The 14,294-nt window shown below is 73.5% G+C and carries 8 protein-coding genes; 2 read left to right on the top strand and 6 right to left on the bottom strand.

Translation table 11 applies throughout. The features are described from left to right. Positions 1-83: 83 nt before the first annotated feature. Together ACVMYR_RS10190 and ACVMYR_RS10185 are read right to left on the bottom strand one after the other, a co-directional pair. Positions 84-3,386, bottom strand: coding sequence for a S8 family serine peptidase (locus ACVMYR_RS10190; protein WP_457121674.1), 3,303 nt, complete (start codon positions 3,384-3,386; stop codon positions 84-86). Positions 3,387-3,536: 150 nt separating this feature from the next. After that, positions 3,537-4,748, bottom strand: coding sequence for a DNA recombination protein RmuC (locus tag ACVMYR_RS10185; RefSeq protein ID WP_457121673.1), 1,212 nt, complete (start codon positions 4,746-4,748; stop codon positions 3,537-3,539). Positions 4,749-4,802: 54 nt separating this feature from the next. Between ACVMYR_RS10185 and ACVMYR_RS10180 the strand changes: the two genes are divergently transcribed. Then, positions 4,803-5,603, top strand: a complete 801-nt coding sequence (locus tag ACVMYR_RS10180; protein ID WP_043961910.1) for a hypothetical protein — start codon at positions 4,803-4,805, stop codon at positions 5,601-5,603. Positions 5,604-5,712: 109 nt separating this feature from the next. Here the strand turns inward: ACVMYR_RS10180 and ppc are convergent, their stop codons facing one another. Together ppc and ACVMYR_RS10170 are read right to left on the bottom strand one after the other, a co-directional pair. After that, positions 5,713-8,499: a phosphoenolpyruvate carboxylase gene (gene ppc, locus ACVMYR_RS10175; protein ID WP_077936161.1), complete on the bottom strand. Its 2,787-nt coding sequence runs from the start codon at positions 8,497-8,499 to the stop codon at positions 5,713-5,715. A 132-nt stretch (positions 8,500-8,631) separates the two neighbouring features. Next, positions 8,632-9,684 carry a hypothetical protein gene (locus ACVMYR_RS10170; RefSeq protein ID WP_457121672.1) on the bottom strand — a complete coding sequence of 351 codons (1,053 nt, stop codon included), beginning with the start codon at positions 9,682-9,684 and terminating at the stop codon, positions 8,632-8,634. A 98-nt stretch (positions 9,685-9,782) separates the two neighbouring features. Between ACVMYR_RS10170 and ACVMYR_RS10165 the strand changes: the two genes are divergently transcribed. Further along, positions 9,783-10,823 carry a S66 family peptidase gene (locus ACVMYR_RS10165; RefSeq protein ID WP_457121671.1) on the top strand — a complete coding sequence of 347 codons (1,041 nt, stop codon included), beginning with the start codon at positions 9,783-9,785 and terminating at the stop codon, positions 10,821-10,823. 92 nt (positions 10,824-10,915) lie between these two features. On the opposite strand, the gene ACVMYR_RS10160 is transcribed toward ACVMYR_RS10165, so the two are convergent. Both ACVMYR_RS10160 and ACVMYR_RS10155 read right to left on the bottom strand, forming a co-directional pair. Further along, complete coding sequence (locus tag ACVMYR_RS10160; RefSeq protein ID WP_396789747.1) at positions 10,916-13,216, bottom strand: alpha/beta hydrolase family protein; 2,301 nt, start codon at positions 13,214-13,216, stop codon at positions 10,916-10,918. A gap of 393 nt (positions 13,217-13,609) precedes the next feature. After that, positions 13,610-14,290: a cyclase family protein gene (locus ACVMYR_RS10155; RefSeq protein ID WP_363632305.1), complete on the bottom strand. Its 681-nt coding sequence runs from the start codon at positions 14,288-14,290 to the stop codon at positions 13,610-13,612. Between the last annotated feature and the right edge of the window lie 4 nt (positions 14,291-14,294).

The following is a 14,294-nucleotide window of genomic DNA, read 5'->3' as shown; positions in this document are numbered from 1 at the left end:
CGGCCCGGTGCCGGCAGGAGCCCGCCCCCGCGGGGCGGGGACGGGCTCCTGTGGTGAGGCGGAAGGTGGTCAGGCGGCGCGGATCAGTTGACGGCGCCGATCGCGACCGAGCCGCGGCCGACGACCGCGCCCTCGGTGGTGGTGACGGCCAGGTCGCCGTAGAGCGCCCGACCGGCGGCCGGGGCGGACTGGGCGGTCACCGTGCCGGTGAGGGTGGCGGTGGCGCCGTTGGCCAGGGAGAGCGGGGTGGCCGGAGCGGTCAGCGTGCCCAGCGACGCAGCCGAGAACGAGTCCCGGTAGTCGTAGGCGGTGCTGGTGCCCGGCCCGTCGACGGCGTACCCGTCGACCAGGACGCGGTAGGTGCCGGCCGGCGGGTTGGTCAGCGTCACCGCCTCCTCCGAGTCGCCGTCGGCCGAGCGGCCGACCTCGGTGGTGCCCCGGAAGACGAACAGGTCCAGGTCGGCCCCCAGGTCGGCGGTGTTGCCGATGCGGGCCGTGAAGCTGGCCGCGCCGGCCGGCACCTCGACCAGGTATTCCTGCTGCGCGCCCTCGGCGATCGTCGGCCGCTCGGCGTGCACGCTGGCCAGCGGGCCACCCTGACCGGTCACCGAGACCGGACCGAAGGCGTTGGCCAGGCTCCAGGTGACCTCGGTCGGTGCGCCGGCGGTGACCGACGGCAGTTCGACCACGGCCGGCGAGACCGCGACGCCCTGCACCCGCACCTGGAGCTGGTACGGGTTGTCCAGCGCGGGCGAGGTGCGCCGCGACTCCACCTCGAACTCCCAGACCCCGGCGATCGGCTTCTGGTAGTCCCGCTCCTGCGGCTTGCAGGCGGCGGCGTCGGAGAAGTTGGTGTAGCAGGCGGTGCTCGCGGTGCTCTCCACCGGCACGCCGTACGGGTTGATCGCGATGAACCGGGTCTGCGAGCCGGTGGCGATGCCGGACAGGTTGACCTGGATCGCGCCGGCGCCCGCCGGCACCGTCACGAAGTACGAGGTGGAGCTGTTGCGCTCGACCGAGCCACCGGCCGAGAAGGAGTACGCCGGCTTCGCCACGTCGGTGGCGGCCACCACGACGGTGGAGACCTCGAAGTCGACCACCGAGGTGGCCGGATCGTCGATCACCAGGAGCGCGCCGTGCGCCCCGGCGGTCTTCGGCTTGGCCTTCACGGGAATGGTGAGGGTCTTGTTCAGCGGCAGCCACACCTGCTTCTGCGCGCTGAAGGTGCCGTCGTTGCCGCGCAGCGTCACGGTGTGCAGGAGGCTCTTGTTCGGGCCGCTGGTGCGGGTGACCTTCACCTCGTACGTCTTGGACTTCTTCAGCGGCTGCCCGCCCTGCGCCACGGCGCAGCGGTTGTAGACGCCGGTGCCCCGGTGCGGGTTCGGCACGAAGGTGCCGGTGGCCTTGTCGTAGCGGGTCAGGTTCGCCGACAGTTCGGTGCAGACGGGCGCGTCGGAGACGTACGACCGGGTCTGCACGCCCTTGGCCAGCAGCGCCCACGCGCCCGGCACGTCGAACATGCCGTAGCCCTGCGCGTACGTCGCGACGCCCGCGATGGGCTTGGCCGAGGTGTAGACGGCCCGGCGCAGCGCGGCCGGGGTGACCCCCTTGTCGGTTGCCTTGGCGGCCGACAGCAGCAGCGCGGCGGCACCGGCGGCCTGCGGGGACGCCATCGAGGTGCCGTTGAGCATCTGGTAGCCCGGCGGCAGCGGGTAGCCGGCCTCGGGGACGGGGTTGCCGGCCTGCCAGGTCGGCGCGGTGGAGATCGCCGAGCCGGGGGCCGCGATGTTCGGCTTGAAGCCGCCGTCCTCACGCGGGCCGCGCGAGGAGAAGTTGAACAGGGCGTTGTCCTTGGCCACGACCGAGCCGTAGTTGCCCAGCCAGGTGTCCTTGCTGATGCTCGCCGCGACGCTGACCACGTTGTCGGCCACCGACGGGTCGCCGACGGTGTTCAGCCCGGGGCCGGAGTTGCCGGCCGAGATGAACAGCTGCACGCCGTACGTGTTGATCAGCTCGTTGTAAAGCTGGGAGCGGGCGTTCGAGCCGTCGTTGAGCGCCGGCAGGCCGCCGATCGACATGTTGACCACGTCGACCCTGCGGTTGATCACCAGGTCGGCCATGCCGGTGGTGAGCGCCGCGGCGGTGCAGCCGCCGCCCCAGGAGCAGGCGCGGGCCGAGACCAGCTTCGCGCCGGGGGCCGCCCCGTCGAACGCGCTGTTGCCCAGCATGTCGTTGGCGGCGGTGATGCCGGCGACGTGCGTGCCGTGGGTCGACTCGACGATGCCGATGTTGACGTAGTCGACCAGGCCGGGGCCGCCGACCGGCGTCGTGTCGACGTCCTCGCGGTATTCGACGACGAACGGGATCTGCTCGCGGACCGCGGTGGCCGGATTGTCCGTGCCGAAGTGCCCGACCTGGAAGTTCTCCTTGTACGGGCGCATCACCGGGTCGTCGGTGAAGTCCCGGTTGCCGTTGGCGTCGACCCGGATGTCGTGGGTCGTGGCGTCGTAGAGGATGCCGAAGGTGTCGGTGGTGTCGCCGTCGCGGTTGACGTCGCCCTCCGGGTCGCTGCCCGCCGTGATCGACTCGCGGAAGAGGTTGAACCGGTAGCTGCCGGCCGGGGCCGTCCACGTCGCGCCGCCCGCGGTGAAGCTCGGGCCGGAGACCTCGGTGATCATCGCGCGCCAGGTGGCGTCCTCCAGCGGGTCCGTGGCGGTCACCCAGTCCACGATCTTGCGCTCGCCGGTGGTGGTGGTCTGGAGCGCCGGGTGGTCGAGGTCCACACCGGAGTCCATGATGCCGATGGTGACGCCGCGGCCGTCCCACGCCGGGTGCGCGGCCTTGAACGCCTCCGCGCCGGTCTCGTTGGTCGGCATGTACGGGTTCACCGCGCCGGTGTCGACGCCCGGCCCGGCCAGGGTCTCGCCCTGCGCGGCGACCTTCGCGCCGGCCGGCGCGGCCTCCGGGGCCGGGTCGGGGAGCTGGATGGTCTCGTCGAGGTCGACCGCGGCGACGCCGGGGAGCGTGGCGGCCTTGAGTACCTTGGCGGTGGGGACCTTCGCCAGGACGTAGCCGATGGAGTCGAAGCGCCGGCTCACCGTGCCGCCGAGCTGCCGCACCGCGTCCGCGACGTCCTTCGCCTCGCCCTTGTCGGTGGCGACGATCAGGGTGACGGTCTTGGCGTGCTTCGCCTCGGCCTCGCTCAGCAGCTTGGCGTCGTGTGCGCCCAGCGTCTCCACGGCGGTGGCCTGCGGAGCCTCCGTGTCGGTGGTGGGAGCGGCGCTCGCGGTCGCGGCGCCACCGACGCCGGTCATGGCGCCGGCGGCCACGACCGACGCGAAGAGCCCGGCGGAGGTGCGCCGGCTCAGGTTTCGGGGTCTGCTCACGTTCTCTTTTCCTCCAGAGAACAGGGCCCTGAAGTCACAGGGCGCGCGTGAGCGAAATCCTTTGTGCTGGCTGTGGCTGGTGTCACTACCGGCCGGTACGTTGTGACCACTTCGTGACATGCATAGGCGCGCATTGTCACATGTGTGCTGCTATCGAGGCCGGGTCGACGGGTCCACTGGGGACGGCCCGGTCAGGCGGTCGAGCCGCAGGTCAGGCCCGTCGGCCTCGCCGAGCAACTCGGGGGCCTGCGGCTGCCGAGGTGCCACCTCCACCTGCGGCGGCGCGGCCAGCTCCCGGTCCGACACGCCCAGCTCGGCGAGCTTGCGGGCGCTGACCAGCACCCGCGCCTCCAGCGAGCCGACCGCCCTGTTGTACGCGGTCACCGCCCCGCCCAGCGACGCCCCCAGCTTGCCCACGTGGTCGCCCAGCGTGGACAGCCGCCCGTACAGCTCGCGGGCCAGCGAGTGCACCGCCACCGCGTTGCGGGCCAGCGCCTCCTGCCGCCACGAGTACGCCACCGTGCGCAGCAGCGCCACCAGGGTCGCCGGGGTGGCCAGCACCACGTTGCGGGCGAACGCGTGCTCCAGCAGCGTCGGGTCGCGCTGCAACGCCACGTCGAGGAACGGGTCGGCCGGCACGAACAGCACCACGAACTCCGGGGTCTGGTCGAACGCCGCCCAGTACGTCTTCGCCGCCAACGCGTCGACGTGCGCCCGCAGGTGCCGCGCGTGCGCGTCGAGGTGGGTGTCCCGCCCCCGCTCGTCGCGGGCCTCCATCGCCGTCAGGTACGCGTCGAAGGGCGCCTTCGCGTCCACCACCACCGAGCGGCCACCGTGCAGCCGGACCACCAGGTCGGGGCGTACCCCCTGGTGGTCCGTCGCGGCGGTGACCTGCTCGTTGAAGTCGCAGTGCTCCAGCAGGCCGGCGGCCTCGACGATGCGGCGGAGCTGGTGCTCGCCCCAGCGCCCCCGCACCTGCGGCGCGCGCAGGGCCGCCACGAGCTGCTTGGTCTCGGTGCGCAGCTCGCCGGAGACCGCGCCCATCGCCCGCACCTGCTCGCGCAGCTCGGCGTACGCGTCGACCCGCGCGTGCTCCAGCTCGGCGACCCGGGACTCGTAGCGGCGCAGCGTCTCGTGCAGCGGCGCCACCGCCCGGGCCACCGCCTCCTGCGACTGCGCCGTCGCCTCGTAGCTCAGCGCCCGCATCGACTGCTCCAGCCGCCCCTCGCCCTCCCGGGTCGCGGTCAGGGTGGCCTCCAGCCGGGCGAGGTCGGCCGCCGACCGGGACCGGGCCGCGAACCAACCCAGCGCGCCGCCCGCGCCCAGACAGAGCACCACCACGGCCAGCGTCGAGAAGCTCATCACCAGAGCTTGCCAAACGCGTACGACGGGCGCGCCCCGGGTACTTTTCAAGGCATGGAAATTCTGCTCGCGGTCATCCTCGTGGCGCTGCTCGTCGGCGGTTTCGTCTGGTGGCGCCGGGAGAGCGCGGCCCGTGAGGCGCGCAGCCTGGCCGACGTGCGCGCCGACGCCCAGCGCTGGTACGAGCGCCTCGGCGGCCAGGTGATGAACCTGCACGGCGACTCCCCGGCCGTGCGGCAGGCCCTCGTCGACGCCGGTGAGCGGTACAACGCGGCGGGCAGCCAGCTGGAGCAGGCCCGCACCGTCCACCAGTACCGGCTGGCCCGGGAGACCGCCCTCGAAGGGCTGGCGTACGCCCGCGCGGCCCGTATCGCGCTCGGCATCGACCCCGGGCCCGAGCTGCCGCCGCTGGCCTCCGCCGAGGGCACCGGCCAGCTCACCCGCGAGCGCGAGGTCAACGTGCAGGGGCAGACGTTCCGGGCCGGCCCGCAGCCCGGCCAGGGCACGCCCTACTACTACCCCGGCGGCCGCTACCAGGGCCGCCCCGTGCCGGCCGGCTGGTACTCCACCCCGTGGTGGAAGACGGCGCTCGGCGCGGGCGCGGGGGTGCTCGGCGGCATGCTGATCGCCGACGCGCTGTTCTCCCCGGCGTTCGCCGACCCCGGGTACGAGGCCGGCTACCAGGAGGGCTTCGGCGACGGCGCGGACTTCGGGGGTGACTTCGGCGGCGGCGACTACGCCACCGCGGGTGACTTCGGCGGCGGCGACTACGGCACCGCCGGCGACTTCTCGGGCGGCGGTGACTTCGGCGGTGGTGACTTCGGCGGCGGCGATTTCGGTGGCGGCGACTTCTGACGTCGCTCCCGAGGGCCCGCTTCCGAGGGGTCGGGCCCGCCTGCCGGCGGGCGTTAAAAAGGGCCCCCTGCTATGCGGAATGCGTTAACAGGGGGCCCTTCCTTGCACCTCAGCCAGTGTTGCGCATGCCGGCGGCGATGCCGTTGACCGTGGTGAGCAGCGCCCGCTCCAGCGCCGTGCCGTCGCTCGGGGCCCGCCGCCCGCCCGGGGCCGTGGCCACCGCCCGGCCCGCCGCGCCGGAGTCGCGGTACTGCTGAAGCAGCGCCACCTGGAGGTGGTGCAGCGGCTCCAGGTAGGTGTCGCGCACCGCGAGGGTGCGCTGGAGCACCGGCGAGTTCTCCAGCAGGGCCGGCGAGGCGGTGACCGCCAGCACCTCCCGCTTGGTCAGCTCGTACTCCTGCTCGATCTTGGCGAAGATCGGGTGCAGCTTCTTCGGCACGAGGGTCTCCACGTACCGGCGGGCGATGCTGAGGTCGGTCTTGGTCAGCATCATCTCGACGTTCGACAGGAACGTGCGGAAGAAGTGCCAGTTGCGGTGCATCTCGGCCAGCACGTCCTCCAGCCCGGCCTCGCGCGCCGCCGCCAGCCCCGAGCCGACCCCGAACCAGCCGGGGACGATCTGCCGGGTCTGCGTCCAGCCGAACACCCACGGGATGGCCCGCAGGCCGGACAGGCCGGCCCCGGTGTTGGGCCGCTTCGCCGGGCGGGAGCCGATGTTCAGCGCGCCGAGCAGCTCGGTGGGGGTGGACGCCCAGAAGTACGCCGGCAGGTCCGGGTCCTCCACCAGCGACCGGTACGACCGGAACGCCGCGTCGGAGATCACGTCCATCGACGCGTCCCAGCGCTCCAGCTGTTCGGCCGGCTGCCGGGGCGCGGTGTGCAGCAGGGTCGCCTGGAGCACGGCGGCCATGGTCAGCTCCAGGTTCTCCCGGGCCAGCGCCGGCAGCGTGTACTTGTCGGAGATGACCTCGCCCTGCTCGGTGACCTTGATCGCGCCGTCGAGGGTGCCGTACGGCTGCGCCAGGATCGCCTCGTGGGTGGGGCCGCCGCCGCGCCCGACGGTGCCGCCCCGGCCGTGGAACAGCCGCAGGTGCACGCCGTGCCGGGCGGCCACGTCCCGCAGCGCCCGCTGCGCCCGGTGGATCGACCACTGGCTGGTGGTGATGCCCGCCTCCTTGTTGGAGTCGGAGTAGCCCAGCATCACCTCCTGCACGTCGCCCCGGGCCGCCACCAGCGACCGGTAGGCCGGCAGCGACAGCAGCTCGTCGAGCAGCTCGCCGCCGGCGTTCAGCTCGGCGGGGGTCTCCAGCAGCGGCACGAAGCCGATCCGGGCCCGGCCGCTGTGCACGTCGACCAGCCCGGCCTCGCGGGCCAGCACGACCGCCGCGAGCACGTCGTCGACGCCGAGGGTCATCGAGATGATGTACGACTCGATGACCTCGGAGCCGAACCGGTCCTGCGCCTCGCGGATGGTGGAGAACACGTCGAACGTCTTGCGCGCGCTCTCGGTCAGCGGCGTGTCCAGCGTCGACAGGGGCCGGCGGCCGGTCAGCTCGTCGGCGAGCAGCTTGGTGCGCTCCAGGCGGGTCAGCGACGGGTAGTCGGACACCTCGCCGACGGCCCCGTAGAGCTGGGTGAGCACCTCGTGGTGCTTCTCGGCGTGCTCCCGCACGTCCATCGTCGCCAGGTGCAGGCCGAACGCCGACACCGTGCGGATGGTGGAGGCGAGCCGGCCCACGGCGGTGAGCTGGCCGGCGTTGCGGGCCAGCGAGGCGCGCAGCAGCTCCAGGTCGGCGATCAGCTCCGCCGCGCCCTGGTAGTCGCGCCCCGGCACGTGCGGGGTGCCCCGGCGCAGCCGCTCCCGGGTGTTGGCCAGCTTCGCCTTCACGCACCGGGCCTTCAGCCGGTAGGGCTCCTCGGCGTTGACCCGGCGGAACCGGGGGGCCACCTCGGGCAGCGCGTCCAGGTCTGCGGCGAGGCTGGCCGAGAGGTCCAGCGACACCCCGCGCAGCCGGCGGGACACGGACACCTCGTTGATCAGGTGCTCCATCGCCGCCTCGGTGGCCGCGATGCCGTGCTCGTGCTGGATGCGCAGCACCTCGCCGGTGACCTGCGGGGTGACGAACGGGTTGCCGTCGCGGTCGCCGCCGATCCAGGTGCCGAACGTCAGCGGGCGGGCCGTCGGGGACGTCTCCACGCCGAGGGTGCGCAGCGTGTCGGCGAAGTCGTCGAGCACCTGCGGGGCGGCCTCGGCGTAGAGATCACGCAGGTAGTAGATGGCGTTGCGGGCCTCGTCGGTCGGGTCCGGCCGGTCGAGCCGCAGCTCGTCGGTCTGCCACATCAGGTCCAGCAGCTCCGCCAGGCGGCGGTTGGCCGGCCCCTCGTCGCTGGCTCCGTAGAGGATCGCGTTGGCGGTCTCGGCGTCCAGCTCGTCGGCGACGGCGCGCAGCTTCGACAGGATCGACCGGCGGGCCGCCTCGGTCGGGTGGGCGGTGAAGACCGGGCGTACGGCGAGCCGGCGGGCCGCCGCCGCGATCTCCTCGGCGGGCACCCCGCGCTCGGCGATCATCTTGGCCGCCTGGTCCAGCCAGCCGCCCTGGACCGCCCGGCGGCGGCGCAGGTCGCGGGCCCGGTGCACCTGCTCGGTGATGTTGGCCAGGTGGAAGTAGGTGGAGAAGGCGCGGGCGAGCTTCGTGCCGGTGGTCACGTCGAGCCCACCGAGGCGCTGCGCGGCGGCCGGGGCGTCGGAACGGACCTGGGCCCGGATCTCCTCGACCAGGTCGAGCAGCGGGCGGCCCTCCTGCCGGGCGAGGGTCTGCCCGAGCAGCGTGCCGAGGCGGCGGATGTCGGCCCGCAGTGCGGCGTCCGGGCCGTCGTGGTCGTGCTGGTCGGTCACGGGTGCGCTCCTTACGCCGGGGACGAAGGACAGCGCTGTCCGACTCCCTGGATCGTATCCGCGCCGCCCCCTTCGAAAGGAAGGGCCCCTTGTTATCGCTTTTTGTTGTACAGGGGGCCCCTGCTAACACCTTCACCCGGCGGGGCGCGCATCGTCGCTGGTGGGAGGCGTGTCGGCCGGGTGGCGGGCGGCGGCGCGCCGGCCCCGGACCAGGGTGGCCGTGAGCAATCCCACGACGCCGACCGCCACCCACAGGGCGAGCCCGGCCAGCGGCCAGCCCATCGACCGGCGGTCGAAGTACACCGCCGACTTGATCAGGTCGGTGGTGAGCCCGGGCACGTTCCACCGGTGCATCCCGCGCAGCCAGGTGGGCAGGAACTCGGGGGCGTAGATTCCGCCGGAGCCCGGGTTGCCGAGCACCACCAGCAGCAGGATGACGAGCCCGGTGCCGAGCAGCCCCAGCCAGCCCTGCACGGCGGAGGCGATCATGGCGGCGGCGAAGACGGCCAGCGCGCCGACCGCCGCCACCGCCGGCACGTCGTGGTGCCAGACGTCCAGCACCGGGCCGACGACGAGCGCGCCCGCCACGCCGAGCACCACCGCGTACGCCGCGAACGCGGCGATGCGCAGCCCGGCGCGGGCGAGGCTGCGGGGCGCGGTGCCGGTGCGCAGGCCCAGCGCGGTGGCGGCGAGGTAGCCGCCGAGGACGTACCCGACCGCGAGGTAGAACGGGACGAGACCGCGCGGGTCGCTCTGCTCCACCGGCACCTCGTCGGTGACCGTCAGCGGCAGGTTCCCCCGCCGGGCGGCCTCGGCGAACACCTGGTCGACCACCTCGGTGGCGGCCGGCGCGGCGGCGCTGGCGGTGGTGAGGAGCAGCCCGCCCTGCGGGGTGGAGGTGAGCACGCCGTACACCTCGCGGCCGGTGAGCCCGTCGTCGGCGGCGGCCGGATCGTCGTACTCGACGGGCTCGATCTTGTCGGTCTCGCGGCGCACGGCGGCCATGACCGCCTGGGCGCGCTGGTCGCCGAGGACCACCCCGACCGGCACGTCGCGCGGGGTCGGGTCGTGCAGTGCCCCCACGTAGGCGGCGATGAACCCCGTCGCCAGGACCAGGGTGCCGAGCAGCAGTGCGGCGGCGCGGGGCAGCCACACGCGCACCGGGATGTCCGGCTCCTCGTCCACACGGCCAGCCTAGGGGCAAGATGCGCGGATTGCGGTGGTTCGCCGTCCCCGCCGTCGCGGAGGCGAAAAGCGGTGGTGGCGGCCGGTAGCGTCCGATCATGGAGTCGCTGCGTTATCCGCCGAAGCCCCGGCCCGGCGACCGGGTCGCGGTCGTGTCGCCCTCCGCCGGGCTGCCGGCGGTCTTCCCCCACGTGTACGAGCTGGGCCTGCGCCGGCTGCGCGAGGAGTTCGGCCTGGAACCGGTCGAGTACCCGACCACCCGAGCACTGGGCGCGGACCCGCGCGACCGGGCCCGGGACGTCACCGCCGCCTTCGCCGACCCGACGGTCACCGCCGTGCTCGCCACGGTCGGCGGGGACGACCTGATCACGGTCACCCCGCACCTGGACGACGCCGTGCTGCGGGCCAACCCGAAGCCGTACTTCGGCTACTCGGACAACACCAACCTGCTCAACCACCTCCACCGGCTCGGGATCGTCGCGTACCACGGCGGGTCCGTGCTGGTGCACCTCGGCCGGCCCGGCGCGCTGCACCCGGTGACCGCCGACTCGCTGCGCGCCGCCCTGTTCACCCCCGGCTGGTACGACCTCGCGCCGGCCCCCGAGTGGGGCGACCAGCCGAACGACTGGCGCGACCCGGCCACCCTCGCCGCCGAGCCGCCCATGTTCCCCGGCGGCGGCTGGCACTGGCAGGGGCCGGCGCGGGTCGTGCGGGGCCGGACCTGGGGCGGCAACCTGGAGATCCTGCACTGGCTGTTGGCCGCCGACCGGGTCGGCCGGGTCGCCGACCACGCGGGCGAGGTGCTGATCGTCGAGACCTCGGAGGAGCTGCCGTCGGCCACCGAGGTGTACCGGATCCTGCGCAACCTGGGGGAGCGGGGGCTGCTCGCGGGCTTCCCGGCGGTGCTCGTCGGCCGGGCCAAGGCGTGGGACTTCGACCGCCCGCACACGGTGGAGGAGCGCCGGGCGTACGCCGATGCGCAGCGGGCGGCGGTGACCCGGGCGCTCGCCGAGTACGCCCCGGACGCGGTGGTCGTCTTCGACGTCGACCTCGGCCACACCGACCCGCAGCAGGTCGTCCCGTACGGGGGCGAGGTCGTCGTCGACGCCGTCGAGCGGCGGATCAGCGTGCGCTACTGACCGCCGCTGGCGGGCGGCAGGGCGCGGGCGGGGCGGGGGTGGGTCCTCCGGTGGGGGCGACAGCTCCACGCACCCACCGGAGGACGTCACGGTCAGGCCGGATCGTCGTCGAGGACGGTCAGCCAGGCGAAGCCGTCGCCGATCACCGCGCCGACCGGGGCCGAGATGGTGATCTTGTAGCGCAGCGAGGCGGTGTTGGCGGCCGTGTTGCCGGCCAGCGGCACCTCGATCGTCGCGCTGGTCGCCCCCTTCGGGATGGTGACCGGGAACGCCAGCGCCGGCACCTGCCCGGCCGACGCCGAGCCGCTCGCCGCCGTCTGCACCTGGACCGTCGCCGCCTGCTTGAGCTTGCCGCCCAGCGTCAGCCGCATGGTCGCGACGCCGGGCCCGTCGCCCTCCGCCACCGTGGCGTCGGCGAGGTCGACCGCCACCGCCGAGGTGGCCACGCCGCCGCCGACCCCGGGGCTGTCCAGCGCGAGGTCGGACAGGTAGACCCCGCCGGTCGCGGTCGCCGGCCGCACCGAGACGGTACGGACGCTGTGCAGGTCCACCCCGGTCAGCGCGTCCAGCGGCAGCCGGACGGTACGCAGCCAGGTCTTGCCGAGCCGGCTGATCCCGTTCGTGGTGTTGGCCGACGACGGGAACGGGGTGAGCGCCGGGCTGACGTCGCCGACCCGTACCGTCGCGGTCGCGCCCCTGCGGTCGACCACGGTGACGTCGAGGTCGACGTCGCCGGCCGCGGTCTCGTCGCGCGCCGCCCGGAAGGTGAGCGCGTCGTACTTGGTCACGTTCCCCTCGCCCGGCCCGAGGTCCACCCGCACCTCGGGCGAGACCGAGGCGGCGCTCCACTGCAGGCGCAGCACCGGGCTGATCGGCACCGACGGGGCGAAGGTGGCCGGGGTCCAGTGCGGCACCTTCGACGTGGCGGTGGTCGCCGAGCACGGGGTGTCGCCGGGGCGGACCCGGGCCGCCACGCCGTAGCAGTACGCGCCGAGGTCGAAGCCGGTGACGGAGACGTCGTCGGCCGGGCCCTCCAGCGGGGCGAGGTCGAGCCGGCGCGCGCCCGGCTGCTGGGCCTGCGCGTACACGACGGCGCGACCGGCCGACGGCACGGTGCCGTTGGTGCCGTCGAACAACGGGAGGAACGCCGTCTCGCCGCCCTGGGCCAGCCGGAAGAACCCGGCCAGGTACGCGGTGCCGACCGCGCGCTGCTCGGCGGCGGTCAACCGGGACGGGCTGGCGCTGCCGCACACCTCGTCGGTGGCCGGCGACCAGTCGTCGTTGGACGGGGCGATCGAGACGCCGGGGGTCCACTCGGTGTTGAAGAAGTTGTGGTTCGCGCCCATGATCATCAGCGAGGTGCGGAGCACGTTGTCCGGCACCGAGTAGCGGGTGTCGTCGTAGAAGTGCTGCCCCTGCTGGTTGGAGACGTCGCCGTCGCAGTACGGCAGCAGCACCGTCATCGGCACCTCGGGCAGCGTCGGGCGGCCGAAGTCGACCGGGGCCAGCGGCAGGACCGCGCGGATGCCGTACGGGTGCTTGGTCTCGCTGTTGAGCAGCGCGGCCTCGACCACGCCCTCGCCGCCCCGGGAGTGCCCCATCAGGCCGACGTTGGACAGGTCGAGCCGGCCGGCGAGGGGATGCCCGGCGGTGCTGTTCCACTTCTTGAGCAGGTCGAGGTGGTCCATGACCAGCTGACCCCGGGCCAAGGCCCCGTTGTCGTCGGTGAAGCTGGCGTCCTTGGCGTTGATGCCGTTGGCGCTGACCGACACCACGACGTAGCCGTGGGTGGCCAGGGCCTCGGCGGTCTCCGTGTAGCCGAGGTAGCTGTCGATCGGGATGAACCCGGACGCGCACGGCCAGTTGGTGTTGTTGGTCTGCCGGGTGGTGGGGTTGTAGCAGGCCGAGTGGCGGCCGTGCAGGAAGACCACCACGGGTCGGGCACCCTTGGCGCCGGCCGGGGCGTAGACCGCGGAGCGGAGCTCGACGGGCAGGTCGCTGAGGCCGGAGAGCGTGACGGCCGTGTCACCGAGGTCGTAGTCGAGCCGCTGCACCCCGTACGGGCCGGGCTGCGCCGGGTCGGTGTAGAGCTGCTTGCGCCGCAGGCCCTTCGGGGTGACCGGCGCGGCTGCCGACTTCGGCGGGGTGGCCGTGGCGCCCGGCACCTGGCCGTTCCAGGCGACGTCGACGCGTTCGGCCCCGGTGACGCTGGTGTCGCTGGTCTCCACGGTGAGACTCAGCCCGTCGGGGGACTCCTTCGCCGGGCCGACGACCCGGCCGTCGACGGCGATCTCCGGCACGGCGTCGCGGACCGGCAGCGGCTCGTCGAGCCGCAGGGTCACCCGCGCGCCACCGTCGGGAAGCGTCTCGACGGTGAACTCTTCTGCATTCATCGATTGGTCGGTAGGTTCGGTGGCGGAGGCGGAGACGGGAACGATGCCGGCGGCGACGATGCAGCCAGTCAGCGCGGCGACCGACAGTGCGGCCGTCAGTCGGACTCGACCCCGAAAGGGCGCGGTACGGAGCATGCGTGACTCTCCTTCGTGCGCCGAGGGCTTCGGCGCACGCGGAAGTTACGAAGAACGTGTTCCAGCAGGTCGCCGACGCGAAAGCGGGCGGGTTACGAGCTGGCACGGAATGGTTTCCGAACATCGCACCGGTCATGGAAAACGAGAATTCCCGGCTGTTCGGATATCCGGTCGATCTTGGTAGATTCCGACCCCCGGAAGGGTCGTTTGGCACCAGGATCTCCCGGTCGGCACCCTATTCGGCGAGAACTCGGTGCCCTATTCGGCGAGGACGGCGAAGGCGCGGACCGGGAACGTGCCCATTCCCGCCACCATCGGCGGGGCGGCGGTGAACCGGAAGCCGGTCGGCGGCAGCGCGTCCAGGCCGGTCAGGTGCTCCACGATCGGGACGCCGGCCGCCAGCAGGCCGCTGTGCGCCGGCCGCTCGCCCCGGGCCGCCGGGCTCATGTCGTCGATGTTGATCGAGTCGATGCCGACGAGGGTCGCCCCGGCCTCGACCAGCCACGCCGCGCCGTCCCCGGTCAGGTACGGCGCGTCGGGGGCGGCGTACCGGTCGGTGCCGAAGTGCGCGGACCAGCCGGTGTGCAGCAGCACCGCCCGCCCCGCCACCTCGTGCGGGGCGAGCAGCGGACGATCCACGGCGCGGGTGCCGGCGGGCACCCGGACCACGATCCCCGGCAGGTCGGCGAGGCGGTCCAGCCCGACGCCGGTCAGATCGGCCCCGTCGGCCCACCGGTGCGCGGGCGTGTCCACGTACGTGCCGGTGTTGGCGATCATCTCGATCCGCCCGACCTGGAACTCCGTGCCCGGGGCGTAGTTCGCCCGGGACGCCTCCCGGGTCAGCCACTCGGTGACCCGGGGCGCCGGCCAGCCGGGCAGCGTGGTCATGCCATCGCTGATCACGTGGCTCAACTCGACCAGCCGCCGCCGTCCCGTCATGCCC

This window comes from Micromonospora sp. PTRAS2 (genome assembly GCF_054052245.1).
Note: the sequence above shows the minus strand (reverse complement) of the source record. Positions and strands in the feature narration are given on the sequence as shown.